Annotated in this window: 21 protein-coding genes and 2 tRNA genes; 11 read left to right on the top strand and 12 right to left on the bottom strand. The window is 72.6% G+C overall.

Going from position 1 to position 23,213, the window contains the following annotated elements:
- Nucleotides 1-182 precede the first annotated feature (182 nt).
- Nucleotides 183-1,421 (top strand): Ig-like domain-containing protein, encoded by a 1,239-nt coding sequence (locus tag ACSMXO_RS07255; RefSeq protein ID WP_455417134.1) that lies wholly within the window; start codon nucleotides 183-185, stop codon nucleotides 1,419-1,421.
- Nucleotides 1,422-1,599: 178 nt separating this feature from the next.
- On the top strand, nucleotides 1,600-2,913 hold the full coding sequence (locus ACSMXO_RS07250; RefSeq protein WP_455417133.1) for a L,D-transpeptidase: 1,314 nt from the start codon (nucleotides 1,600-1,602) through the stop codon (nucleotides 2,911-2,913).
- Nucleotides 2,914-3,067: 154 nt separating this feature from the next.
- Here ACSMXO_RS07250 and ACSMXO_RS07245 read toward each other — a convergent pair.
- Both ACSMXO_RS07245 and orn read right to left on the bottom strand, forming a co-directional pair.
- Nucleotides 3,068-3,143: transfer RNA gene (locus ACSMXO_RS07245), tRNA-His, on the bottom strand.
- A gap of 145 nt (nucleotides 3,144-3,288) precedes the next feature.
- Nucleotides 3,289-3,885 (bottom strand): oligoribonuclease, encoded by a 597-nt coding sequence (orn, locus tag ACSMXO_RS07240; RefSeq protein WP_346259493.1) that lies wholly within the window; start codon nucleotides 3,883-3,885, stop codon nucleotides 3,289-3,291.
- Nucleotides 3,886-3,953: 68 nt separating this feature from the next.
- On the opposite strand from orn, the gene ACSMXO_RS07235 reads away from it, so the two are divergent.
- Nucleotides 3,954-5,252 carry a glycosyltransferase family 87 protein gene (locus tag ACSMXO_RS07235; protein ID WP_455417132.1) on the top strand — a complete coding sequence of 433 codons (1,299 nt, stop codon included), beginning with the start codon at nucleotides 3,954-3,956 and terminating at the stop codon, nucleotides 5,250-5,252.
- A 283-nt stretch (nucleotides 5,253-5,535) separates the two neighbouring features.
- Here ACSMXO_RS07235 and ACSMXO_RS07230 read toward each other — a convergent pair whose 3' ends face one another.
- From ACSMXO_RS07230 to ACSMXO_RS07220, 3 genes are all read right to left on the bottom strand, one after another.
- Nucleotides 5,536-7,446 (bottom strand): hypothetical protein, encoded by a 1,911-nt coding sequence (locus tag ACSMXO_RS07230; protein WP_455417131.1) that lies wholly within the window; start codon nucleotides 7,444-7,446, stop codon nucleotides 5,536-5,538.
- Nucleotides 7,447-7,636: 190 nt separating this feature from the next.
- Nucleotides 7,637-8,386 carry a YcnI family copper-binding membrane protein gene (locus ACSMXO_RS07225; protein ID WP_455417130.1) on the bottom strand — a complete coding sequence of 250 codons (750 nt, stop codon included), beginning with the start codon at nucleotides 8,384-8,386 and terminating at the stop codon, nucleotides 7,637-7,639.
- Between the two features lie 11 nt (nucleotides 8,387-8,397).
- Complete coding sequence (locus ACSMXO_RS07220; RefSeq protein ID WP_455417129.1) at nucleotides 8,398-10,374, bottom strand: copper resistance protein CopC; 1,977 nt, start codon at nucleotides 10,372-10,374, stop codon at nucleotides 8,398-8,400.
- 527 nt (nucleotides 10,375-10,901) lie between these two features.
- Here ACSMXO_RS07220 and ACSMXO_RS07215 point away from each other — a divergent pair.
- From ACSMXO_RS07215 to ACSMXO_RS07205, 3 genes are read left to right on the top strand one after another with little or no spacing between them, the layout of a single operon-like run.
- Nucleotides 10,902-11,447 (top strand): MauE/DoxX family redox-associated membrane protein, encoded by a 546-nt coding sequence (locus tag ACSMXO_RS07215; RefSeq protein WP_455417128.1) that lies wholly within the window; start codon nucleotides 10,902-10,904, stop codon nucleotides 11,445-11,447.
- Nucleotides 11,440-12,159, top strand: a complete 720-nt coding sequence (locus tag ACSMXO_RS07210) for a DsbA family protein (protein WP_346259389.1) — start codon at nucleotides 11,440-11,442, stop codon at nucleotides 12,157-12,159. The genes ACSMXO_RS07215 and ACSMXO_RS07210 overlap by 8 nt, the downstream gene beginning before the upstream one ends.
- A complete protein-coding gene (locus ACSMXO_RS07205; RefSeq protein ID WP_455417127.1) occupies nucleotides 12,156-13,403 on the top strand; it encodes a hypothetical protein in 1,248 nt (415 codons plus the stop codon). The genes ACSMXO_RS07210 and ACSMXO_RS07205 overlap by 4 nt, the downstream gene beginning before the upstream one ends.
- On the opposite strand, the gene ACSMXO_RS07200 is transcribed toward ACSMXO_RS07205, so the two are convergent.
- Genes ACSMXO_RS07200 through ACSMXO_RS07185 form a run of 4 tightly spaced genes read right to left on the bottom strand, consistent with a single transcriptional unit; the run spans nucleotide 13,393 to nucleotide 16,221 of the window.
- Entirely contained in the window at nucleotides 13,393-14,211 is an 819-nt protein-coding gene (locus ACSMXO_RS07200; RefSeq protein ID WP_455417126.1) for an energy-coupling factor ABC transporter ATP-binding protein, read from the bottom strand. The genes ACSMXO_RS07205 and ACSMXO_RS07200 overlap by 11 nt on opposite strands.
- A complete protein-coding gene (gene cbiQ / locus ACSMXO_RS07195; RefSeq protein WP_455417125.1) occupies nucleotides 14,208-14,978 on the bottom strand; it encodes a cobalt ECF transporter T component CbiQ in 771 nt (256 codons plus the stop codon). Before cbiQ ends, ACSMXO_RS07200 begins: the two co-directional genes overlap by 4 nt.
- Nucleotides 14,979-14,989: 11 nt before the next feature.
- Nucleotides 14,990-15,484 carry a PDGLE domain-containing protein gene (locus ACSMXO_RS07190; RefSeq protein ID WP_455419188.1) on the bottom strand — a complete coding sequence of 165 codons (495 nt, stop codon included), beginning with the start codon at nucleotides 15,482-15,484 and terminating at the stop codon, nucleotides 14,990-14,992.
- 17 nt (nucleotides 15,485-15,501) lie between these two features.
- Complete coding sequence (locus ACSMXO_RS07185; RefSeq protein ID WP_455417124.1) at nucleotides 15,502-16,221, bottom strand: energy-coupling factor ABC transporter permease; 720 nt, start codon at nucleotides 16,219-16,221, stop codon at nucleotides 15,502-15,504.
- A 139-nt stretch (nucleotides 16,222-16,360) separates the two neighbouring features.
- On the opposite strand from ACSMXO_RS07185, the gene bcp reads away from it, so the two are divergent.
- From bcp to ACSMXO_RS07170, 3 genes are all read left to right on the top strand, one after another.
- Complete coding sequence (gene bcp / locus ACSMXO_RS07180) at nucleotides 16,361-16,837, top strand: thioredoxin-dependent thiol peroxidase (protein WP_346259394.1); 477 nt, start codon at nucleotides 16,361-16,363, stop codon at nucleotides 16,835-16,837.
- A 30-nt stretch (nucleotides 16,838-16,867) separates the two neighbouring features.
- A tRNA-Leu gene (locus tag ACSMXO_RS07175) sits at nucleotides 16,868-16,948 on the top strand.
- Between the two features lie 108 nt (nucleotides 16,949-17,056).
- Nucleotides 17,057-17,575, top strand: coding sequence for an N-acetyltransferase family protein (locus ACSMXO_RS07170; protein ID WP_455417123.1), 519 nt, complete (start codon nucleotides 17,057-17,059; stop codon nucleotides 17,573-17,575).
- A gap of 24 nt (nucleotides 17,576-17,599) precedes the next feature.
- Here ACSMXO_RS07170 and ACSMXO_RS07165 read toward each other — a convergent pair whose 3' ends face one another.
- The 3 genes from ACSMXO_RS07165 to ACSMXO_RS07155 all read right to left on the bottom strand — a co-directional run bounded on the left by ACSMXO_RS07165 (nucleotide 17,600) and on the right by ACSMXO_RS07155 (nucleotide 20,565).
- Nucleotides 17,600-18,667: an expansin EXLX1 family cellulose-binding protein gene (locus ACSMXO_RS07165; RefSeq protein ID WP_455417122.1), complete on the bottom strand. Its 1,068-nt coding sequence runs from the start codon at nucleotides 18,665-18,667 to the stop codon at nucleotides 17,600-17,602.
- A 132-nt stretch (nucleotides 18,668-18,799) separates the two neighbouring features.
- Nucleotides 18,800-19,636, bottom strand: coding sequence for an MOSC domain-containing protein (locus ACSMXO_RS07160; RefSeq protein ID WP_455417121.1), 837 nt, complete (start codon nucleotides 19,634-19,636; stop codon nucleotides 18,800-18,802).
- Nucleotides 19,637-19,716: 80 nt separating this feature from the next.
- Entirely contained in the window at nucleotides 19,717-20,565 is an 849-nt protein-coding gene (locus tag ACSMXO_RS07155) for an O-methyltransferase (protein WP_455417120.1), read from the bottom strand.
- A gap of 51 nt (nucleotides 20,566-20,616) precedes the next feature.
- On the opposite strand from ACSMXO_RS07155, the gene ACSMXO_RS07150 reads away from it, so the two are divergent.
- Nucleotides 20,617-21,483 carry a MurR/RpiR family transcriptional regulator gene (locus tag ACSMXO_RS07150; RefSeq protein ID WP_346259399.1) on the top strand — a complete coding sequence of 289 codons (867 nt, stop codon included), beginning with the start codon at nucleotides 20,617-20,619 and terminating at the stop codon, nucleotides 21,481-21,483.
- Nucleotides 21,484-21,562: 79 nt separating this feature from the next.
- Nucleotides 21,563-23,212 (top strand): urocanate hydratase, encoded by a 1,650-nt coding sequence (gene hutU / locus ACSMXO_RS07145; protein ID WP_455417119.1) that lies wholly within the window; start codon nucleotides 21,563-21,565, stop codon nucleotides 23,210-23,212.
- The last annotated feature ends 1 nt before the right edge of the window (nucleotide 23,213 follow it).

Below are 23,213 nucleotides of genomic sequence, written 5' to 3'. Positions count from 1 at the left end.
ACAACGGGAGAAACCTTAACACGGCCCGACGAGGGGGTTCCAACCAGTTCCCCTCCCGGTCGCGACCGGCCAGCACAGACGGCAAAACGGGCATTACACCCATAAGTTTCGGCGTCCGGGGCTAAAACTGTGGCCCCGATAGTGCACGATGTCTCCCGGGATTCGAGTGGACCGAGGTGGGGATGGGCAGGAGCACGCGCAACTGGGCGATGATCATCGCTCTGGCGGTCGCCACGCCGCTGGGTACGGCGGCGTGTGGCGGCGACGGGGACGAGAAGCCGCAGTTCGTCAGCGGTAACGGCGCGGCGGCGGGAGCGAGTACGACCCCGACACCATCCGCCGAGCCGCTCGAATTCGCGGTCACCCCGGCCAACGGCGCCAAGAAGCAGCCGGTGAGCGTCGAGATCGGCACCAGCGTCAAGGGCGGCAAGATCAGCAGCGTCAGCCTGACCGTCGCCGGTGGGGGTGCGGTCAGCGGCGCGATGCGGCCGGACGGCTCGTCCTGGGTACCGGCGGCGCCGCTGAAGTACGCCAAGACCTACACCGCGCAGGTCACCGCGACCTCCGCGTCCGGGCAGACGGAGACCAGGACCACCTCGTTCACCACCATGGCGAAGCCGAGGTCGGTGATCGGCTCCGGCCTCTACCTCTTCGACGACAAGACCTACGGCGTCGCCATGCCGGTGGTGGTGGAGTTCTCGCCGGGGATCGCCAAGAAGGACCGGGCCAGGGTGCAGCGGCGGATGTTCGTCGACTCCGACCCGCCGCAGCCCGGCGCCTGGCACTGGGTCTCCAACGGCACCCAGGCCTACTACCGGGCCCCGGAGTACTGGCAGCCCGGGACCACGCTCAGCGTGCGGATCGGGCTGGAGGGCATCCCGCTGAGCAACGGCCGGTACGGCAACGTCGACCGCAAGGCGACCGCCAAAATCGGCAGCAAGTTCGAGATGAAGGTCGACAACAAGACCAAGAAGATGACCGTCTTCGAGGGCGGCAAACTGGTCCGGACCATCCCGGTGAGCCTCGGCAAGAAGAGCACCCCGTCGTCGAGCGGCACGATGGTGGTGATGGAGAAGAAGGAGACCACGGTCTTCGACACCCGCGACGACCCGGACCCGGCCAACCGGTACGTGACCGACATCGACTTCGCCCAGCGCCTGACCTGGGGTGGGGAGTACATCCACGCCGCCCCGTGGTCGGTCGGTGACCAGGGGCGGCGCAACGTCTCGCACGGCTGCGTCAACGTCTCCACCGCGAACGCCCGCTGGCTCTTCGAGAAGACCAAGCCCGGCGACCCGGTGACGATCACCGGCACCGAGCGGAAGCTGGTCTCCGGCAACGGCTGGACCGCCTGGAACCTGCCCTGGAAGGAGTACGTCAAGGGCAGCGCCCTGCCGGTCCCCGCCGACCTCGGCGCCTGACGGGACGGATCGAGGACGCCCCATCGGCATTTGAGGCTCTAACCGGCTAAATCGACCCCATCCGATGGTGTTCTACGGCACGGCAGGAAACGAAAGCTTGCTCACAGACGTCATTGGGAGAGGATGACTGTGGGGACCGAGTGGGTACAGCTGTGGAAAACAGCAGTGTGAGGGGATCATGCGACCAGGCCGAGATCAGTTGACCCGTCGTACCTCCGACCGGGGTCTGGCGACGCGGGGACGGCCCGCGCCGCTCCGGGCCCTCGCCTCGGTCCTGATCGCCGGCGCCTTGGCGGTCACCGCGACCGCCTGCACCGGCGACGGCGACAAGGGCGCCGGGCCGTCGTTCCAGGGCGGCAGCGAGGCCGAGCAGAAGCCGAAGGCCTCCGCCGCGATCACCACGCCGGCGGCGGACGCCAAGGACGTACCCGCCTCCGCGGAGATCGCCTTCAGCAGCAAGGATGCCGTCGAGACCACCGTCGAGGTCAAGAACGCGGCCGGTGAGAGCGTCAAGGGCGCGCTCACCGGCACCGGGACGTGGCTGCCGGAGAAGGCGCTCGAATACGGTACGACGTACACGGCGACCGTGACCGCGACCGGCGACGACGGCAAGCCCGCGACCACGACCAGCACCTTCACCACCATGGCCAAGCCCAGCAAGCAGATCCGGGTGACCAGCTTCCTCGGCGACGGCCAGACGGTCGGGGTCGGCATGCCGTTGATCGTCAAGTTCAGCCGGGCCGTGCCGGAGGACTACCGGGACGACGTGCAGCGCCGGATGACCGTCCGGGCCACCCCGGCCCAGGAGGGGATCTGGCACTGGGTGAGCCCGACCGAGGTGCGCTACCGCCCGAAGACGTACTGGAAGGCCAATACCAAGATCTTCTACAAGATCCAGGCCGGTGGGCTGCCGATGGGCGGCGGATGGTACGGCCGGGCCGACCTGACCGTCGACCTCAAGACCGGGCCAGCGGTGGTGATGACCGTCGACAACAAGACCAAGAAGATGACGGTCAAGAAGGACGGCAAGGTCATCAAGACCATTCCGATCAGCCTCGGCAAGAGGAGCACCCCGTCCTCCAGCGGGACCATGGTGGTCATCGAGAAGCTGAAGAAGACCGTCTTCGACACCCGCGACGACCCGAACCCGGCCAACCGCTACGTCACCGACATCGAGTACGCCCAGCGCCTCACCTGGGGCGGCGAGTTCATCCACGCCGCGCCCTGGTCCGTCGCCTCGCAGGGGCGTACGAACGTGTCGCACGGCTGCGTCAACATGTCCACCGCCAACGCGAGCTGGCTGTTCAACCAGACCCGGATCGGCGACCCGATCGTGGTCAAGGGCACCGAACGCAAGCTGGAGAACGGCAACGGCTGGACCGACTGGAACATGAGCTGGGACCAGTACGTCAAGGGCAGTGCGATTCCGGTCGGCGAGACGGCGACCGTACCGACCACCGAGCCGACCGCCGCCGGCACCACCACGGGCTGAGCCGGCGGCGACCCCGTACGGGCATCGCCCCCGCTCCTCCTCGGAACCTTCCGGAGAGGGCGGGGGCGTTCCGTGATCTCCCCCACCCGGCCCCTGAAACGATCAAGGCCCCCTGCCATGAGGGGCCTGACCAGCAGTGGAGGAGATCCACAAGTGGGGTGACTGATGGGATTTGAACCCACGACACCCGGGACCACAACCCGGTGCTCTGCCAACTGAGCTACAGCCACCATGTTCAGTTTGATCAGGAACATCCGCGACCACCGGATCAGCGGACCCGGCGGGGCGACGACCAATGATAGCCACACCTCTCCCCCCGCCGTCGACCGGGTTGCACCCTGATCGGTCGGCGGCGCGGCCGCTCCGCCGAGGCCGTCAGAGTTCGGCGGCGATGGCCTTGGCGGTGTCCACGTCCGGCCCCGGCAGCGGCACGAAGACCGTCCGCCGGTAGTACTCCAGTTCCCGGATGCTCTCCCGCACGTCGGCCAGGGCCCGGTGAGCCAGCCCCTTCGCCGGCTGGCCGAAGTAGACCCGGGGGTACCAGCGACGGCACAGCTCCTTGATCGACGAGACGTCGATCATGCGGTAGTGCAGGTGGGCGTCGAGTCGCGGCATGTCACGGGCCAGGAAGCCGCGGTCCGTGGCGATCGAGTTGCCGCAGAGCGGTGCCGTACGCGGGTCCTTGACCAACGAGGTGACGTACTCCAACACCAGGTCCTCGGCCTCGCGCAGGCTGACCGTCGAGCGGCGGGCCTCCTCGGTCAGGCCCGAGCGCTCGTGCATCGCCCGCACAATCTCCGGCATCCCGGCCAGCGCCTGCTCGTCGGCGTGGATCACCACGTCCACACCTTCGCCGAGCACGTTGAGGTCACGGTCGGTGACCAGCGCGGCGACCTCGATCAAGGCATCCTTGCCGAGGTCGAGCCCGGTCATCTCACAGTCGACCCAGACGAGAAGATCAGCCACGACGATCAGACTACGCGTAGCCCCGGGACCCGCGCCTCAACGCTGTGGACAGAACGGCCCGCTAGGGTTTTCCCGTGCCAGCCGATCCCCCCGCGCCATCCGCCACCGACGAGGACGATCCCGGCGGCCGCACCGCACGCCAGATCATCATCGTGGTGCTGGTCGCCGCGGCGGTGCCGCTGCTCTATCTGGCCAGCAACCCGCACGACTTCTACGACCTCAAGATCTACATGAGTGCGATGCGGTGGTGGGCGGACGGAAACCCGCTCTACGACTACGTGCAGGCGGACGGGTTGCAGGGCAAGTTGTACTTCACCTACCCGCCCTTCACCGCCCTGCTGCTGCGCCCCTTCGCCGGGTTGCGGATCGGGGTCACCGTCGTCGTCTTCACCGCGCTGACCGTACTGGCCCTGCTGGTGACCACCTGGTGGCTCGTCTCGTCGATCGCCGACCGGCACGGGGTACCCCGGTGGTTCGCGGCGGGACTCGCCGTACCGCTCGCCTTCGCCGTGGAGAGCACCCGGGAGACCATCGTCTTCGGTCAGATCAACATGCTGCTCGTGGTGCTGGTCCTGGCCGACCTGCTCTTCGCCGTACCCCGGAACTCGCGCTGGGCCGGCGTCGGGATCGGGCTGGCGACGGCGCTCAAGCTCTATCCGGGGATCTTCATCGTCTATCTGCTCGCCACCCGGCGGTGGCGGGCGGCGCTGGTCTCCTCCGCGACGGCGGCCGGCGCGACGCTGCTGGCGGCGGCGATCGCCCCGAGCGACTCCTGGCGGTTCTGGACCCACGAACTCTGGCTGACCGACCGGGTCGGCCGGCCCGACTACACCGGCAACCAGTCGCTCTTCGGGCTACTCAGCCGGTTCACCACCCCCGGAAAACCCAGCCAGGCGCTCTGGCTGGTGCTGGTGGTCGCCGTGGCGGCGTACGGGCTGTGGCGGGCCACCCGGGCCGCCCGAGCCGGTGACGAGGTCACCGGGCTGACCCTGACCGGGCTGGTCGCGGTGCTGGTGAGCCCGATCACCTGGACCCATCACGCGTACTGGTTCATCCCGGCGGTGCTGGTGCTGCTGGACGTCGGACTACGGCCCCCCGATCCGGCCGCCGGCCGGGCCGGGCGCCGCCGCAGGGCGGCACTGCTGGCGCTCGCCGCGCTGGTCACCGCCGTGATCGTGTACGGGGTGGTCTCGTACTACGACTGGGGACGCGCCTTCGACCGGACCAACGCCCCCGGTGAGTTCCTGCTGCGCAACCTCTACGTGCTCTTCGCGCTGGTGCTGCTCGTCGTGCTGCCGACCCGCCGGGAGTCGCCAGGGACGGGTACGGGCGGCGGCGGCACCCCGAAACACGAACCAAGTATCCAGCAATAGCAGAAGTTGCACCAAATGGACAGATCTATCTAGTACGTCTCGATGCCGCTAATCTAACGACAACATCTGAAACGTCCCTTCGGTACACCGATCCCCCGGTGAAGGTGGCCCCCCGTGTCGGCAGCGCGGGGGGCCACCCGCCATCCGTTTCCCCCTCGCAACGGACCTCGACTCCGTCGGCTCCGGCTGGTCGGGCGACACGAGCCCGACGCCCCGTCGGGCGCCACGAGCCCGACGCCCCAGACCGGTTTCGCCCCGAGGGCGGATGCGCCGGCAGCCGAGGTCAGCGGGGCCTTGGACTCGGGCTGGGCCGCCTGATGTCGCCCCCTCGCCCGGCCGGCTCCTCCTCCTGACCCGGCACACGCGGGTACCCAGGAGCGGCGCTGCCACTGTGCCGCCCCGCCGGAGCGTCCATCGCCGCGGACCTGGTCGCCGGCTCGTAGCCCCTCGGCCGGTTCAGTGCACCACGCCCCGTACGCGGCTGCCCGGCGCCGTACGCCGCCGTTCCCGGAGTCGCCGGACGCAGCGGGATCTGCCGAACCGGTCCGTCCTCGGCCGAGGAGGCTGCCGCGGCTGTCGACTCGGCGCCTGACGCGGGTCCGGCCGTCCGCGCCGTCGTCGGGGCGCTGGTCGGTCCCGGGGTGACGTCGGCCGCCGGAACGGGTACGGGCCTCGGCGGCGCCGGCATCGGCGGTGCCGGGGCTGGCAACGGCGGCGTCGGCGAAGGTGCCGGCACCGGCGCGGGTGGTGGCGCTGGTACCGGCGCGGGCGCGGGTGCCGGTGCGGGAGCACGGGCCGACCGCACCGCTGCCACCGAGCCTGTCGATCCGGCCGCGCCCGGCGGTCTGACCGCGCCGGGCGACCCGGGAGAGCCAGCCGAGGCCGGGACCGCACCCTCGGCGGCGGGTACCGTCGCGGCGCCGGTCGAGGCACCGGCAGCCGGGTTCAGCGGCGGCCAGCACAGCCGCGCAGAAGGCTCAGGGCCGGATCGCACCGCTCCGGTGCCGCCCGCCGGGGTCAGCACGTCCGCCAGCGTCGCCGGCCGGCTGGACGGCACCCGCCGGCCCGGCGGCACGACCCTGCCCGGCACCACCCTGCCCGGCGCCATCCCGGTCGACACGACATCAGTCGACGCCGTCCCGGTCGACACGACATCAGTCGACGCCACGCCGGTCGACGCGACACCAGTCGACGCCACCACGCCCGGCACCACTCCGGTCGATGCCAGGTCGGTCGACGCGCCCCTGGTCGACGCCGCACCGGTCGGCGACACGGCAGCCTCCCGCACCGGCGCACCGATCGCGCCGGGCAGCGGCGCAGACTCACCGAGCCCGGCACGGCCCGGCGGGTTCCCAGGCTGAGCCGGCAGGCCCGCTGGTCGGTCCGGCGGCCCCCCGGCCCGACCCGGCAGGTCCGCCCGCCGCTCCGGCGTCCTGGCGGGACGGTCCGAGGAGGCTCCGACCTCGTCCAGGGTGGCGATACCGAACCTGGCGGCGAGCACCGGCACCTGGCTCGGTTCGACGACGAAGACCACCTCGCGGGGACGAACCGGCCGGGCCAGCAACACGACGCCGAAGAGCACCAACAGGCCGCCGACGGCCAACGAACTCCAGGCGACCGGACCGAGCCAGCCGGGGCGTACCTCGGCACGCAGGTCGGCGACGACGCCGGCTCCCGCGTCAGGGCGCATGACGACCAGGCTGAGCCGGGGTGCGCGTACGTCGTCGGCGGTCAGGTCCAGCGTGCCGAGACCGCTGCGGATCCACAGTCCCTGGTCGCCGGGGCGTGCGGGTGCGGCTGCCGTGGCCGGCTCGTCGGCCGGGTCGACGCGTACCGGCAGGCTGCCCCTGGTCACGCTGACCCGGGCGACCCGCACGTGCGGCGAGTTGGCGAGGTAGGTCGAGACCTCGGCGGTGGGCGCGAGGCCGAGAAAGGCCGGCTCCGCTCCGGTACGGGCGACGACCCGCAACCCGGTCCGGCCGTTGTCCAGGAAGGGCACGTCCCGGCGCAGCATCGCGGCCAGGTCGGGTACGACCACAGCGTGCCCGCCGGTTTCGATCCGGTCCAGGGTGGCGACGAAGCCCCCGTCGCCGCTCCGCTGTTCAGAGAGCGTCCACAGTGCACCGCCGACGAGGAGCACCGGCAGCCCGATCGTGAGCAGGAGTATCCCGGCGATCAGCCGCACGAAGCGCATACCGATTCTTTCCCTCCGGTCGCGGTATCCGCCGACGGCGTCACACGACCGGCGGCGGGGTCGCAGTACCCGCCGACCATACCGAGCGAAATCGCTTCAACACGGATTATCAACCGAAAACGCCGCTGGCCTGTCGGCAGTTCTGCCGACAGGCCAGCGAGAGCACCGGTAGGTGCGGGAGCGTCCGGGATCAGGCTGCGGGCGGCGCGGCCTGCCGTCGGGTACGGGCGAACGCCAGCCCGCCCAACGCCAGGCCGGCGAGGCCGGCAACCAGGCCCGCGCCCCCCAGCCCCAGCGCGGCCGAGTCTCCGCCGTCCTCGCTCGACGTGGCCGCCGGCTCCTGCTGCTGCACCACGGCCGGGCCGGAGTTCGCCGGCGTGCCCTCCCCGGCGGCCGGAAGCAGCTTCAGCACCGGGGCGGGGTCGTTCTCCGGCTCGGTGCCGTCGGCGGCCGGCGGCTCGATCCAGCGTGCCGTGTTGCCGTCCGAGTAGTGCTGAAGTACCCGGAACACCAACTGCTTGACCTCGGGCAGCGGCCCCATCGAGACCGGGAACTCCTGGAACTCTCCCGGCTTGATCCCGGCGGTCGCCGACGCCGTCCAGGTGATCTTGGAAACCACCTCGCCGACCTGGCTGCCGTGCACCTCCACCGGCGGGTTCACCTTGCGCTTCTCGACCGCCGCCGTCCAGCCGGGCACCGGCATCGTGGAGACCGAGGCGAGCGGCGCGTCGTCGGGGAACGTCACCTCCAGCTTGACGGTCGACGCGGTGTCGCTCTCGGTCGGTACCCGGAACGCCACGCGCCCGTAACCGCCCTGGGTCGCCTCCCTCGGATTCACCGTGACGTGCGCGGACGCCGACGAGGCCAGTCCGAACACGCCGATCACGGCTGCCCCGACGACGAGGGCGGCGACGCGCGCTGCCCGACGGTGACGGATCATGGTGTACCTCTCTAGGTGATGGGCACGGTGCTGGTCACCGTGGCCTGGTCGATGTCCGATATCCGGACCGTGAAGCTGAGCTGCCAGTTGCCCGCGGTCGGCAGGCTGATCTCGCCGGTGGCGTGGTTGTCGGTGAGCGGCAGCAGGGGAATCTCGATCGGTTCGACACCCTGGTCCGGCAGCGCGGCCGTGGCCCGCCACTCGACCACCGGCAGGGGCTTGTTGTCCGGGGTGTACGCGTACAGGTGGACCGAGTTGCTGCCGGTCCCGGCCGGGTCCACCTCGACCTGCAACGAGTAGAGCGAGCTGGTCAGCGTGGTGGTGTAGTAGCCGGGACCGCCGGCATCCCCGTACTCGCCGGCGGTCCGGGCCGGCGGGGTCTGCACCAGTACTGCGGAGAGGGCCAGCACGACAGCGGTGATCGCGAGCTCGACCCAGACCGCCCGCCGGATCCGCCGCGCCGAGCCGACCGGCCGGGCCGGGTCGTCGGCGAGGAGCGCCGTGGCGGTGCCCGCGACCGCACCGCCGGCCAGCGCCCTTCCGGCCGGCTCGTCGCGACCACCCGAGCCATGGGAACCGGAACCAGCCGGCTCGTTTCGCCCGCCGTCCTCCCGCTCGTCCGCGCCGTCGATCTCGTCCCGCTCGCCCGCGCCGTCGATCTCGTCCCGCTCGCCCGCGCCGTCGATCTCGTCCCGCTCGTCCGCGCCGTCGATCCGGTCCGGCTTGCCGGTCCCGTCCGGCTCGTCGTCGGCGTAGCCGTCCTCCGGCTCGGTCGGGCCGTCGGCGAGGAGCCGCCGCCGGACCAACTGCCGGGAGTACGCGGCCACCGCGATCACCGCGGCGAAGAGCACGACCTTGGCGATGATCAAGCGGCCGTAGGTGGTCGACACCAGCGCGGACGGCGTACTCACCTCGATGAGGGCCTGGACGACCCCGGCGAGCAGCAGCGCGGAGACGGCGACGGTCGCCCAGCGGGACCAGACCGGCAGGATCGCGTCGAGTTCCCGGTCGTTCGCGCGGCGGAGCAGGAACCCGCCGAGCATGACCAGTCCACCGAGCCAGACCGCCATGCCGGCCAGATGGACGCTGTCGACCACCACCGAGACCGCCGGCACCGGCGAGGCGGCACCGTGCCCGGCGATCGGCCAGGTGCCCAGGCCAGCCACCCCGAGCACGGTCAGCAGGATCTGGTCGCCCCGGCCGGCCCGGCCGCTGATCACGGGGCGGAGCAGGATCGCCGCCGCGGCCAGGATGCCGAGCCGGACCAGGTGAGCCGCGCCGAAGGTGCTGCCGAGTACGTCACCGAGTGCGCTGCCGCTGACCGCGAACGGCCCGCCACCGGTGGTGTACGGCACCTGGAGCCAGAGCCCGGCGAGGGTGGAGAGCACGATCAGCCCGATGCCGGTCCAGATCAGCCGGGCCGGGCCGCGCCGGTCGAGCCGTCGGGGCCAGAGCAGGCTGAGCACCATCACGGGCCCGATCAGCAGCAGCAGGCCGGCGTAGCCGACGTACTTGAAGACCCGTACCGCCGCGCCCACCGCCGGGTGCACGTCCTCGGTGCCACTGTCCGACGGCGGCGTGGACGGGGCACCGACGGAATAGGTGTACGCGCCGGCGACCGGGTGGCTGTCCGCCGAGATCACCCGGTAGCTGACCAGGTAGGTCCCCTGGGCACCGGACGCGTCGACCGGGATGGTCACCACCGCGCCGTTGAAGGTCGGGTCGCCCCGGTCCACCCGGGCGCCGTCCGGGCCGAGGATGCGGATCTTGTCCGGCACCTCCCGGACGCTCTCGCTGAAGGTGAGCACCACCTCGGCGGGCGAGTTGGGCAGCACCACGTCGGCGGCCGGACTGCTGCTCACCAGCACCGCGTGCGCGCTGGCCGGGGCGGCCGGGCCGAGCAGCAGGGCGAGGGCGGCCAGCAGCAGGCCGAGACTGGCGCCGGCGCGGGCCAACCATCGACGATTCGCAGCAATCATGCCCGACATCGTGGCCGACCACCCCGGCCCCGCGCGACCTCGGGTCACGCCCGGCCCCCCTCGGTCACACCGCCCGACACGGGACGACGGCCACCTGCGGCCACCCGCGGACGACGGGCACCGGCCGCCAGCCCCGGGCGACGGGCACCGGCGGCCAGCTCGGGGGAACGGCCGCCGGAGGCCGGCCGGCGCCCGGCGCGCCGGGCGGCACAGAAGTCCTCGGCTGCCCGGCGCCCAGGCCCGGTCCCGTCAGAAGTCACGGATCGATAGTCGGCGCCGGACCCGAAAAAGTTCCCGACCCCGCGACACCGATCCAAGAGACGGTGGACCAGCCCGGGGACGGCAGGCACCACCGACGCACGAATCGGCTCCGCCACCGGGCTCGGGCGACCGACGGCCGGAGGTTCTGCCCGGTAATGCCCACCTGCCACCGTAATGCCCCCTACCGTTGGTGAGCGTGATCTCACCCGGTACGGCGCTCCGGATGACCGAAGCCACACCGGAGCCGGAAACCCTCCCACCGACCAAGACGACTAATGACTGTGACTGAGCGGACCACAGCAAGCACCCCGGCACCGGGCCACAGCCGCTGGCGGGCCGCCCGCCCGTGGCTCGGCACGGCCGCCCGGCTGGGCCTCGCCGCCGTGTGGCTCACCGCGGGCGGGTCCAAGGTCGGTGACCTCGCGGCCTCCGGCCGGGCGGTCAACGCGTACAAGATCTTCCCGTACGACCTGGCGGTGGTGATCGGCGCGGCGCTGCCGTTCGTGGAGCTGGCCCTGGGACTGATCCTGCTGGTCGGGCTCGCCACCCGGCTCGCCGCCGGGATCTCCGCGGCACTCCTTGTGATCTTCATCGCCGGGATCGCCTCGGCCTGGGCACGCGGCCTCTCCATCGACTGCGGCTGTTTCGGCAGCGGTGGTGACCTCGCCGCCGGCCAGGACCCGACGTACGGCACAGAGGTCCTCCGCGACGTGGGCTTCCTGGTGCTCGCCGGCTTCCTGCTGGTCTGGCCGCGTACCCCGATCTCGGTGGACGCGGCGTTGGGTCGGGACACCCGCGAGGAGGAGAGCGACGATGAGTGACCGGAACCGCAAGGGACAGCGCCGGCCCGCCCGGGTGGTACGCGAGCAGATGGCCCGGGAGCGGCGCCGCAAGCGCACCCTGTGGACCTCGGTCGGCGCGGTCGTCGTGCTGATCATCGCCGGGTTGATCGGCTGGGGCGTCTCGGCCAGCCAGGACTCCGGCGACTTCACCCCGCCGGGCGGGGCCAACCCGGAGGGCACCGGCATCGTGCTCGGCTCCGGACCGGTCAACATCGACGTGTACGAGGACTTCATCTGCCCGATCTGCCGCACCTTCGAGCAGCAGGCCGGCGGTACCCTCGACCAGCTCGTCGCCGAGGGCAAGGTACGGGTCACCTACCACCCGGTGGCGTTCCTCAACCGCTTCTCCAGCACCGAGTACTCGACCCGGTCGTCCGCCGCCTCCGGGTGCGCGGCGCAGAGCGGCAAGTTCCGGGAGTACGCGAAGGCGCTCTTCGACCGGCAGCCACCGGAGGGCGGCGCCGGGCTCAGTGACGACCAGCTCGTCGAGGTCGCCACCAGCATCGGGCTGGCCGGGGACAGTTTCCGCAACTGCGTCGAGGAGAATACCTTCGAGAAGTGGACCGAGCACGTGACCGACGAGGCGGCCCGGGCAGGGGTGACCGGCACGCCGACCGTGCTCGTCGCCGGCAAGCAGGTGCAGGCCAGCGCCGAGGCGATCACCGCGGCGGTGGCGGCGGCCGGCAAGTGAGCTTCCCCACCCCCGGCAGCGGTCGGAGCGGCCTGCTGCGGCGGATCGGGATCGCCCTGGTGGCCGCCCTGGCCGGCGTACTCGGGTCCGCCGCGCCGGCCGCCGCACACGCCGCCGACACCCCGGACGGCACCAACTACCGCACCGAGGTCACCGGGGTGAGTCCGGCGCTGCCGGGGCTGCGGGTACGGGTGGTGGAGGGCGGGGCGCGACTCGAACTGGAGAACCGGACGGGTCGCACGGTCGAGGTGCTGGGCTACGCCGGGGAGCCGTACCTGGAGATCCGCCCCGACGGCGTCTACGAGAACACCGCCTCCCCGGCGACGTACCTGAACCGGACCCTCGCCGGGGACACCGCGCTGCCGGACGGGGCCGATCCGACCCGGGCACCGTCCTGGCGGCGGGTCGGCACCGAGCCGGTGGTCCGCTGGCACGACCAGCGCAGCCGCTGGCTGGCGGAGGCGCCACCGCCCGAGGTCGCCGCCGGCCCGGACCGGCCGCACCGGGTACGCGACTGGGTGGTGCCGCTGCGCGACGGGCTGCGCCCGGTGGAGCTGCGCGGCACGCTGGACTGGCTGCCGCCGCCCGACCCGCTGCCCTGGTGGAGCGCCAGCCTGCTCGGTGCGCTGGCGATCGGGGCGCTCGGGGTGCTGCCCCGGAACTCCCGACCGGGCCGCCGGGTCACCGTCGGGCTGGCCGTACTCGCGGTCGTCGGCGGGGTGGCGGCGCTGGGCTTCGCGCTGGCCCGGGGCGCCGACGCCGGGCTCGGCGGGATGCTGCTCGGACTCGTCACGGGGCAGCTCTGGCCGACCCTGACCGGCGTGGGGGCACTGGCCGCCGGGGTGTACGCGTTGACCCGGCGACCGACCGGCGACTTCGCGCTGGCGCTCGCCGGTACCTGTCTGGCGCTCTTCACCGGGGTGACCAACGCGGCGGTCTTCCTGCGCTCGGTGGTCCCGGTGCCGTGGCCGGCACAGTCGGCCCGGGTCCTGGTCGCGGTGGTGATCGCGGTCGGCGGTGGGCTGGCCGTGGCCGGGATGCTGCGGCTGCGCGCCACCGGCCGGTCGGCCGGCCCCGCACCGACCGGCACCGGTGCACGTCGGGAGCCGGCCCGCCGCTGGTCGGTGACCCTGCCGGCGGGCGAGCCCGGCTCCGCCGCCGACGCGGGGCGCGCCGACGCAGGGCGCGCCGACGCAGGGCGCGCCGACGCAGGGCGCGCCGACGAGCCAGCGGTCAGCGGCTAGCAGCGGTAGGGCCGTTGGCGGTGAGTTGCCGGGCGGCCACCGCCGGGTCGAACCCGTACGGCAGCTCCAGGCGGTGCCGGGCGAGCAGGTCGGCGTCGGCGAGGATTTCGGCGGTCGCCCCGTCGGCGACGATCCGACCGGTGTCCAGGATCACCGACCGGTCACAGAGCTCCAGCGCGTACGGCAGGTCGTGGGTGACCATCAGCAGGGTCACCGGCAGCCGGCGCAGGATCCCGGCCAGCTCGCGGCGGGCGGCCGGGTCGAGGTTGGAGGAGGGCTCGTCCAGGACGAGGATCTCCGGGCGCATGGCCAGTACGGTCGCGACCGCCACCCGGCGGCGCTGCCCGAAGGAGAGGTGCTGGGGCGCCCGGTCCCGGTGCTCGGCCATCCCGACCGCCTCCAGCGCCTCGGTCACCCGCTCGGCCAGCTCGGCGCCGCGCAGACCGAGGTTCGCCGGGCCGAACGCCACGTCCTCGGCGACGGTGGGCAGGAAGAGCTGGTCGTCGGGGTCCTGGAAGACGATCCCGACCCGGCGGCGGATCTCGGCCAGGGTGGCCCGGTCCCGGTCCACGGTCAGCCCGCCGACGGTGACCGTGCCGGCACCACCGGCGAGGATCCCGTTCAGGTGCAGCACCAGGGTGGTCTTGCCGGCGCCGTTCGGGCCGAGCAGGGCGATCCGCTCGCCGCGCGGCACGGTCAGGTCGACACCGCGCAGCGCGACCTGACCGTCGGGATAGCTGAACTGCACTCCGCGGACGTCCAGGGACGGCGGGTCGGCGGCCGGGGCGGTGTCCACGGCCCCGATCATCCCAGCACGACTGCGGCGGCGGCGATGCCGGTGGCGGCGAGCGGCACCGTCGCCGCCACCAGCCAGTGCCGGGTGGTGGCCGCGCCCGTGGCCAGCCACACTCCCGGCATCCGGCCCTGGTAGCCCCGGGAGACCATCGCCAGATAGACCCGCTCGCCCCGCTCGAAGGCGCGCAGGAAGAGCGCACCCACCCCGGCGGCGAAGCCGCGCAACTGCCACAGGAACCGGGGATCGTCACCCCGGGAGATCCGGGCGACCCGCATCCGCCGCGCCTCGCCGACCAGTACGTCCAGGTAGCGCAGCATGAAGGTGGCGATCTGGGTGAGGATCTGCGGGCAGTGCAGCCGGTCCAGCCCGAGGATCAGGTCCCGCATCGTGGTGGTACCGGCGAGCAGCAGCGAGGCCAGCACCCCGAGGGTGCCCTTGGCCAGGATGTTCCAGCCGCCGTAGAGCCCGTCGACGGAGAGTTCGAGCCCCAGCCAGCTCACCTGCTCGCCGGTGCCGAGGAACGGCAGCGCGAACGCGAACACCACGAACGGCAGCTCGATCAGCGACCGGCTGGCCAGCCAGCGCAGCCCGACCCGGGACACCGCCGCCACCAGCAGCACGAGCAGGAGGTAGCCGCCGAAGGCCCAGAACGCCTCCCGGGGGGTGGCGACCACGGCGAGGGTGAAGACCACCATCGCCGCGATCTTGACCTCGGGCGGCAGCCGGTGCACCGCCGACGTCCGGTCCCGGTAGAGCACGTGGGCGTGCCCGGCTCCCATCTCCGCCGCCCCTACTCGGTGCCGTCGGTGCCGGTCCGGCCGGCAGGCGTCGCGGTCGACCCGACGCCGCCGCGCGGCGTGGGCGTACCCGTGCCGCTGCCGGCGGTCCGCTCCGGGCCGGATCCGGAGCCAGCGCTCTGCGCCGAACCGGTGGCTTGCGCCGAAGCGGTGGTCGAGCGGCGGCGGGTCAGCCAGAACAGGCCGCCGCCGACGGCGAAGGTGATCAGCACGCCGAGCACCCCGGAGAGCCCGGTGGAGAGGAACGCGTTGTCGACGCCCCGGACCCCGTAGTCGGCCAGCGGCGAGTCGGCCAACTCGTGGTCCTTGGCCTGCTGTGCCGGGCAGCTACCACCGGTGATGTTGTCGTCCGCGTCGAAGGTGCAGCCCTCGCGCAGCGACGAGTCCAGGCCGTCCGGGTGGGCCGAGGCGAAGTTGCTGACCACTCCGGCCAGGAGCAGCGCGACCAGCAGGCCGCCCAGGATGAACGCGCCGGAGCGCTTCGAGATCCGGGTTCCTCCGGTCGTCATCGGGCACCTCCGGCCAGCGGCAGTTGGTTGGCGGTCTGGAGCGGGCGCAGCGAGCGCAGCGCGTAGACCAGGTCGGGCCGGACCTTCGCCACGGTGACCACGGTGGTCGCGGTGATCAGGCCCTCGCCGACGCCGATCAGCAGGTGCACCCCGGCCATCGTGCCGGCCAGCCCGCCGAGGCTGCTGCCGACGTCGGTGGTGCCGCCGAGCCAGTACTGCAGGACGAAGCCCTGCGAGGCGACCAGCACGCTGAGCACCGCGGCGACGAACGCGGTGACGGCCAGCCCGGTCACCGTACGGGGCAGGATCCGGAGCAGGAGCGCGACCAGCAGGTACGCGACCGCGACGCCGATCAGCGCCATGTTGGTGATGTTCAGGCCGAGCATCGCCACCCCGCCGTCACCGAAGATCAGCGACTGCACGATCAGCACCACCGCCACGCAGAGCGCCCCGACCCAGGGCCCGACCAGGACTGCGGCGAGTGCCCCGCCCAGCAGGTGGCCGCTGACCGCGCCGGTGAAGATCGGGAAGTTGAGCATCTGGACGGCGAAGATGAACGCGGCGACCAGCCCGGCCATCGGAGCGAGCCGGTCGTCCAGGTCCTGCCGACCGCGGAACACGCACAGCGCGAGCGCGACCAGGGCCAACGCCCCGAACGCCGCCGCCACGGGACCGTTGATGATCCCGTTCGAGATGTGCATTGCCAGGTATTCCACGCCACCTCCCAGGTGCCGGCGCGGGATCCGCCCCGCCGGCCGGCCCAGCCTAGGAGCCGGCCATCACTATTGCCAAGATTTTGCAAGAGCTGGTACGGCAACCGCAATCTCCGGTCCACCTGGCGATAGGGTCGTGGCCATGACCTCGCCGATCCGCCTCGCCCCCGGGGACACCGCGCCCGACTTCGCGCTGACCACCGACTCCGGAGAGACGCTCTCGCTCAAGGAACTCCGCGGCCGCAAGGTGGTGCTCTACGCCTACCCGAAGGCGATGACGCCGGGCTGCACCACCCAGGCCTGTGACTTCCGGGACTCGCTCGCCTCGCTCCAGGCCGCCGGCTACGAGGTGGTCGGCATCTCACCGGACTCCCCCGCCGCGCTGGCGAAGTTCCGGGACCGGGACGCCATCACCTTCCCGCTGGTCTCCGACCCCGACAAGGCGGTACTCGTCGCGTACGGGGCGTACGGCGAGAAGCAGTCGTACGGGCGGACGATCACCGGAGTGATCCGGTCGACCTTCGTCATCGACTCCGAGGGCCGGATCGAGCGGGCGCTCTACAACGTCAAGGCCACCGGGCACGTCGCCAAACTCCGCCGGGACCTCGGCCTGGACTGAGCCCGCCAGCGGTCTAGACTTTGAGCGCGAGCGGGAGTGGTGTAATGGCAGCCACGCAGGATTTAGGTTCCTGTGCCTTCGGGCGTAGGGGTTCGACTCCCCTCTCCCGCACAGCTCGGTCCGGCCGGCGCCCCCGCGGGCGCCGGCCCCGCTGTTAGCACCGTCACGCCCGGCGCGCGGGCCGACGGGGGTAGCCGGGGGGCGGACGAGGATGGCTCGGTGGGCATCCGCTTCGTACTCGACCCGCCGTCGTCCCCCGAGTTGCGCGACGAGATCGTCCAACTGTGGACGGCGGTGACCAACGCCGGTGGCGCGGTCGGGTTCGTCGGCCCGGTCACCGAGGACGACGTCCGGCCGTTCGCGCTGGCCACCCTGCATGCGGCGGACGAGGGGCCGGACCAGCTCCTGGTCGGTTACCAGGGCGACGAGTTGATCGCGCTGCTCTTCCTCACCGACAACCGGTTCCACCTCAAGGCGCACTGGTGCGTGCTGAAGCGGGTGATGGTGCACCCCGACCGCCAGGGGTACGGCTACGGCCAGGCCCTGCTGCGCGAGGCCGAGCAGGTGGCCCGGAAGGCGGGCTGGGAGGCCCTGCACCTGACCGTCCGGGACGGCCGGGGTGTGGAGGAGTTCTACCGGCGACTCGGCTATCGGGAGGTCGGCCGGCTGCCCGGGGCGCTCCGGGTCGGGCCGGGCGACGACCGCGACGAGATCCAGATGTGGTTGCCGCTGACCTGACGACCGGCCCTCGGGAGATGGCGGTCAGCCGCAGCCAACCGCCGGGGCGGGGCCGCCGGCCGCGCCGGCCACCGGCTGTCCGGACGGGGCCGCTCCGGTCGGCGTACCCGGGTCGGGCGTGGACGACGCGGTCGGCGCCGGGGTGGTGCTGGGGGCGGGCGAGCCGGACGGGCTCGGCGAGCCGGTACCCGCCGGGGTGGCGTCGTACATCCGTACCGTGCCGCGCTGCACCTGCCGGGGCGCCAGCCGGATACCGGTGGCGACCGCCTGGTGCCCGTAGACGTCGGTCACCCGGATCGAGTACGGCCCTGGGCCGATCCCGCCGTCGATCACCCAGTAGTTGTCCGAGCCGCGCTTCGCCGCCCGCCAGCCCGAACCGGCCCGCTTCGCCGCCACCGACTTCACCGGGTTGCCGTGGTTGCCCACCTGCACCGCGAACCAGTACTGCGACACGCCGCTCTTGAGCCGGAAGGTGAGCGGGCCGGGCAGCGGCGGGTCGACCGCCGCCCGGTAACGCACCGGGACGATGCCCTGGGACAGGTCGGCGATCTTCGCGAACGCCTGCCTGGACAGGTCGATCTTGTTGTTCGTGCAGCCCGCGCAGCGGTCCAGCACCATCACCCGGACGGTGCCCTTCGGGCCGGTCACGTCGAGGAAGCTGCCGCAGGCGGCCGAGCCGGCGTACTGGCTGGAGCCGAGCGCGACGTAGAGCCGGTTGGCCGGCGGGCCCGGCAGCGAGCAGTTGCCGCCCGAGCTGCCCCCGTCGTAGTGCGACGCCTTTCCCTTGTAGACGGTCGCACCGACCGGCGGCCCGAGCCGCTCCACCGGCGGCCCGGCCCGCTCCACCATCGGCCCGAGCCGTTCCACCGGCGGTGCGGCCAGTGCGGCGGCGCAGGCGGCCGACTCGGAGAGCTGCCAGCAGAGCACCAGCCCGAGGACGGCGGCGAGTACCGCCGCGAAACCGCCGGCCAGCCAGCGCCGCGACGGCCGCCGCCGTGACACCGCGGCACCCGCGCCCGCGCCGTCGCCAGACTGCGGGGCAGCCGCCGGGGCGCCGCCGTCCGTACTGTCGGGAAGTTCCGCCTCGGTCACCCGGGGCATGTTGCCGTAGCCGTCGCGGCTTTCGCAAGATCTCCAGCGGCCGCGAGCCGGGCCGGTCGACGGGCGCCGATCGGCCGGCGCCGGCCGCCCGGCCCGGCTACCGCCGGGCGGAAGAGGACCGCCTCAGTCGAGCAGCCGCACCGGGTCGCCGACGCTGAGCGTGCCGTTCGAACCGGCCGGGCCGGACACCGGCACCAGGTTCTGGCCGAAGACCAACTGCTGGTTGATCCGGCGGTACTTCGCCAGGGTGCGCAGCGGCTCGCGGCCGCGTACCCCGGTTTCCTGGTCCGTGGTGGTGACCAGGCAGCGGCCGCAGGGCTTGGCCACCCGGAACGTCACCGGGCCGATCCGGAGCCGGCGGCCGGTCCAGCCGTCCTCGGCCCACGGGTCGGCCCCGCCGACCACCACGTTGGGGCGGAACCGGGTCATCGGCAGCGGCGCCTCGACGTTGCCGGATTCGACCAGGGACTCGTTCAGCGCGTCCAGCGAGGCGCGGTTGGCCAGCAGTAGCGGGTAGCCGTCGGCGAAGCTGACCCGGTCGGCGGGGTCGGCCAGAGCGGTGTCCGGGATCGGGCGCACGGTCGGGTCGCCGAGCCAGACCAGCCGGACCTTCCGGTCGAGCAGCCGGGAGAGCCAGTCGTCGGCCGCCGGCTCCGCCCGCCGGGCCGGCGCGGCGGGCATGTTCGAGAAGACGCGTACCGCGACCGGCTCGCCGTCGGTCGGCTCGGTGACCTCCAGCGCGGGCCGGCCGGCGGCGCGCAGCACCAGCCCGCCGGGGCGGAGTTCGGGGCGGATGGCCACCAGACCGGTCGCCTGGCGCTGGGTGACGCCGATGCCGTCGTCGTCCACGATCATCCAGCGCCGGTCGCCGGCCAGGCCCCACGGCTCGACCCGGGCGGCGTCGAGGTCGAGCCGGTAACAGCCCTTGACCGGGTACGTGTGCAGGGAGACCAGCCGCATGGTGTTCACCCTGCCACAGCGGTTCGGGTGGGCGGGTAGGTGGTTTCCGGTCACCGGGCGCGGAGCGCGGAACCGGACGCCTACCAGGCGATGCCGATCCCGTCGCCGGGGTACCAGTGCTGGGCCGGGGTCTCCCGGTAGGCGAGGAAGCGGCGGCCGGTCTTCTCGGCGTGTTCGGCGAGCACGTTGGTCACCGTGACGTTGTCGGTGAGCAGCCGGGCCCCGGAAGCCAGCTTCGGGGACACGGCCTGGAACTCCCGGCGTTCGTACCCGGTGCTGTGGTTGCTGTCGTGCAGGAAGAGGTCGACCGGGCGGTCCAGCGCCTTGATCGAGGCGAGCGAGTCCCCGATCACCAGGTCGACCACGCTGGCCCAGGGCTCGGCCTTGGCCAGGTAACCGGCCTCCGGGTTGATGTCCAGCGAGGTGACCCGGCCCGGCTCGCCGTCGGCCGCGTTGCGCAGTAGGGCCGAGGCGAGTACGCAGGTGCCGAGCCCCTTGTCGACCCCGGTCTCCACGACGTGCTTCGGCCGGATGGCCCGGACGATCGCGTACCAGCCGATCCGGCGGGCGTACCGGACGCGCCGGTCGGCCAGCCCGCGCCGGTAGGAGGCGGCGGTGGACTGCTCGATGTGCCGCCGCAGCGGCTCGTCCTGCTCGATCTCGGTGAGGTACGCCCGCACCTGTTTGACCGGTACGTCACAGGTCAGGCTGACGAACCAGGCGAGGTGCTCCCGGCTGAGCGTGGTCAGGTCGTAGGTGTAGTTGTGGTGCTCGCGGGAGGTGAGCAGCCACTTGGCCGAGAGAGTGATCACCCGGGCGTCGTGCCGGGCCACCCGCATGAACCGCTTGGGGAAGGCGGCAACGGGGGCGAGGCGGGTGCGGGCGATCGCACGCCGGAGATCACCCCATCCTTCCCGAGGTTTTGTCACGTTCCCGGGTCCCCATTGCCCTCTGAATTATTTCATGCATACAGTCTTCTTGTGAATGACAGCGCTGTCATCGCGGCGCCGCCGATGGACCGCGTGCTCGACCTGTTCCAGGGCATCCGGCTGACGCCGACCCAGCGACGGATCGCGCACAGCCTGGTCCAGCACGCCGCCTCCGCCGCCTACCTCTCCGCGGCCGAGGTCGCCGAACTGGCCAAGGTCAGCCAGCCCTCGGTGACCCGGTTCGCCATGGCCCTCGGTTACGACGGCTATCCGGCGCTGCGCCGCCGACTCCGGGAGATCGCCGCCGCCGGCTACGGCCGGCCCGATCTCGGGATGCCGGCCGGCAACGAGATGCAGCGGGCGATCCGCGCCGAGGCCGACAACCTGGACCGGCTCGCCGAGCAGCTCGCCGACCGGGACGGGGTGACCGCCGCCGGCACGCTGCTGGCCGGCAGCCGCCCGCTGGTCGTACTCGGGTTGCGCGCCGCCGCCCCGCTGGCCGGCTACTTCGCGTACTTCGCGGCGAAGGTGCATCCGGACGTACGGGTCCTCGACTCCGGCGGGACGCTGTTGACCGACCGGCTGGAGCAGGCCGGGGCGGCCGGGGCGAGCGCGCTGCTCGGCATCGTGCTGCCCCGCTATCCCCGGGAGTCGCTGGACGCGCTCCGGGAAGCCCGCGCGGCCGGGATGTCGGTGGTGGTGATCACCGACTCGGCGGTCAGCCCGGCCGCCGAGTACGCCGACATCGTGCTGCCGGCCGCGGTCGGCGCCCAGCTCGTCTTCGACCTGCACACCGCGCCGATGGCGCTGTCGATGGTGCTGCTCCAGGCGGTCTGCGACGCCGCACCGGCCGACGCCCAGCGCCGGCTGGAGGAGTTCGAGCAGTCGGCCGCCCGCCGCCAGTTGTTCGTCGGATAACACCGGCAGTCGCCGATCCCGCAGCACCGCCCCGCACCGCACACCACCATCGAACCGTTCCACTGCAGGAGGAGTTGACATGCCCGAGCCGATCCGCGCCGCCCGCGGCACCACCCGGACCGCCGCCGGGTGGCCGCAGGAGGCGGCGCTGCGGATGCTGATGAACAACCTCGACCCGGAGGTGGCCGAGCGCCCCGACGACCTGGTCGTGTACGGCGGGACCGGCCGGGCGGCCCGGGACTGGCCGTCGTACCACGCACTGGTCCGGACGCTCGGCTCGCTCGCCGACGACGAGACGATGCTGGTGCAGTCGGGGCGGCCGGTCGGGGTGCTGCGGACCCACGAGTGGGCGCCCCGAGTGCTGATCGCCAACTCGAACCTGGTCGGCGACTGGGCCACCTGGCCGGAGTTCCGCCGCCTCGAACAGCTCGGCCTGACCATGTACGGCCAGATGACCGCCGGCTCGTGGATCTACATCGGCACCCAGGGCATCCTGCAGGGCACCTACGAGACCTTCGCCGCCGTGGCCGCCAAACGGTTCGGTGGCTCGCTGGCCGGCACCCTGACCCTGACCGCCGGCTGCGGCGGGATGGGCGGGGCGCAGCCGCTCGCGGTGACCATGAACGGCGGCGCCTGCCTGATCGTCGACGTCGACCCACAGCGGCTGGCCCGCCGGGTCGCCACCCGCTATCTCGACACCGTGGCCGACTCGCTCGACGAGGCGGTCGAGCAGGTCCTCGCCGCCAAGCGGGAGCGCCGGGCGCTCTCCGTCGGGGTGGTCGGCAACGCCGCGACCGTCTTTCCCGAGCTGCTCCGCCGGGGCGTCGAGATCGACGTCGTCACCGACCAGACCAGCGCGCACGACCCGCTGTCGTACGTCCCGGAGGGGCTGGAGCTGGCCGACGCCGCCGAGCTGGCCCGGGTGAAGCCGGCCGAGTACACCGAGCGGGCCCGGGCCGCCATGGTCAGGCACGTCGCCGCGATGGTCGGCTTCCTCGACGGCGGTGCCGAGGTCTTCGACTACGGCAACTCGATCCGGGCCGAGGCGCAGCTCGGCGGGTACGACCGGGCGTTCGCGTTCCCCGGGTTCGTGCCGGCGTACATCCGGCCGCTGTTCAGCGAGGGCAAGGGACCGTTCCGCTGGGCGGCGCTCAGCGGTGACCCGGCCGACATCGCCGCCACCGACCGGGCGGTGCTGGAGCTGTTCCCGGAGAACGAGTCGCTGGCCCGGTGGATCCGGCTGGCCGGCGAGCGGGTCGCCTTCCAGGGCCTGCCGGCCCGGATCTGCTGGCTCGGCCACGGCGAGCGGGACAAGGCGGGGGTGCGGTTCAACGAGATGGTCGCCAGCGGCGAGCTGACCGCCCCGGTGGTGATCGGCCGGGACCACCTGGACGCCGGGTCGGTCGCCTCGCCGTACCGGGAGACCGAGGCGATGGCGGACGGCTCCGACGCTATCGCCGACTGGCCGCTGCTGAACGCGCTGGTCAACACCGCCAGCGGCGCCTCCTGGGTGAGCATCCACCACGGCGGCGGGGTCGGCATCGGCCGTTCCATCCATGCCGGCCAGGTCTGCGTCGCCGACGGCAGCCCGCTGGCCGGGCAGAAGATCGAGCGGGTGCTCAGCAACGACCCGGCGACCGGCGTACTCCGGCACGTCGACGCCGGCTATCCGGAGGCCGTCGCGGCCGCCGCCCGGGGCAACCTGCGTATCCCGATGGCCGAAGGGTAGG

The organism is Plantactinospora sp. DSM 117369 (assembly GCF_053764795.1).
Note: the sequence above shows the minus strand (reverse complement) of the source record. Positions and strands in the feature narration are given on the sequence as shown.

Coding starts and splice junctions, on each gene's coding strand:
- hutU (WP_455417119.1), top strand. CDS start 21,563: ATGCCCGAGCCGATCCGCGCCGCCCGCGGCACCACCCGGACCGCCGCC.
- ACSMXO_RS07200 (WP_455417126.1), bottom strand. CDS start 14,211: ATGATCGGGGCCGTGGACACCGCCCCGGCCGCCGACCCGCCGTCCCTG.
- ACSMXO_RS07220 (WP_455417129.1), bottom strand. CDS start 10,374: ATGTCGGGCATGATTGCTGCGAATCGTCGATGGTTGGCCCGCGCCGGC.
- ACSMXO_RS07210 (WP_346259389.1), top strand. CDS start 11,440: ATGAGTGACCGGAACCGCAAGGGACAGCGCCGGCCCGCCCGGGTGGTA.
- cbiQ (WP_455417125.1), bottom strand. CDS start 14,978: ATGGGAGCCGGGCACGCCCACGTGCTCTACCGGGACCGGACGTCGGCG.
- ACSMXO_RS07160 (WP_455417121.1), bottom strand. CDS start 19,636: ATGCGGCTGGTCTCCCTGCACACGTACCCGGTCAAGGGCTGTTACCGG.
- bcp (WP_346259394.1), top strand. CDS start 16,361: ATGACCTCGCCGATCCGCCTCGCCCCCGGGGACACCGCGCCCGACTTC.
- ACSMXO_RS07225 (WP_455417130.1), bottom strand. CDS start 8,386: ATGATCCGTCACCGTCGGGCAGCGCGCGTCGCCGCCCTCGTCGTCGGG.
- ACSMXO_RS07215 (WP_455417128.1), top strand. CDS start 10,902: ATGACTGTGACTGAGCGGACCACAGCAAGCACCCCGGCACCGGGCCAC.
- ACSMXO_RS07250 (WP_455417133.1), top strand. CDS start 1,600: ATGCGACCAGGCCGAGATCAGTTGACCCGTCGTACCTCCGACCGGGGT.
- ACSMXO_RS07255 (WP_455417134.1), top strand. CDS start 183: ATGGGCAGGAGCACGCGCAACTGGGCGATGATCATCGCTCTGGCGGTC.
- ACSMXO_RS07230 (WP_455417131.1), bottom strand. CDS start 7,446: ATGCGCTTCGTGCGGCTGATCGCCGGGATACTCCTGCTCACGATCGGG.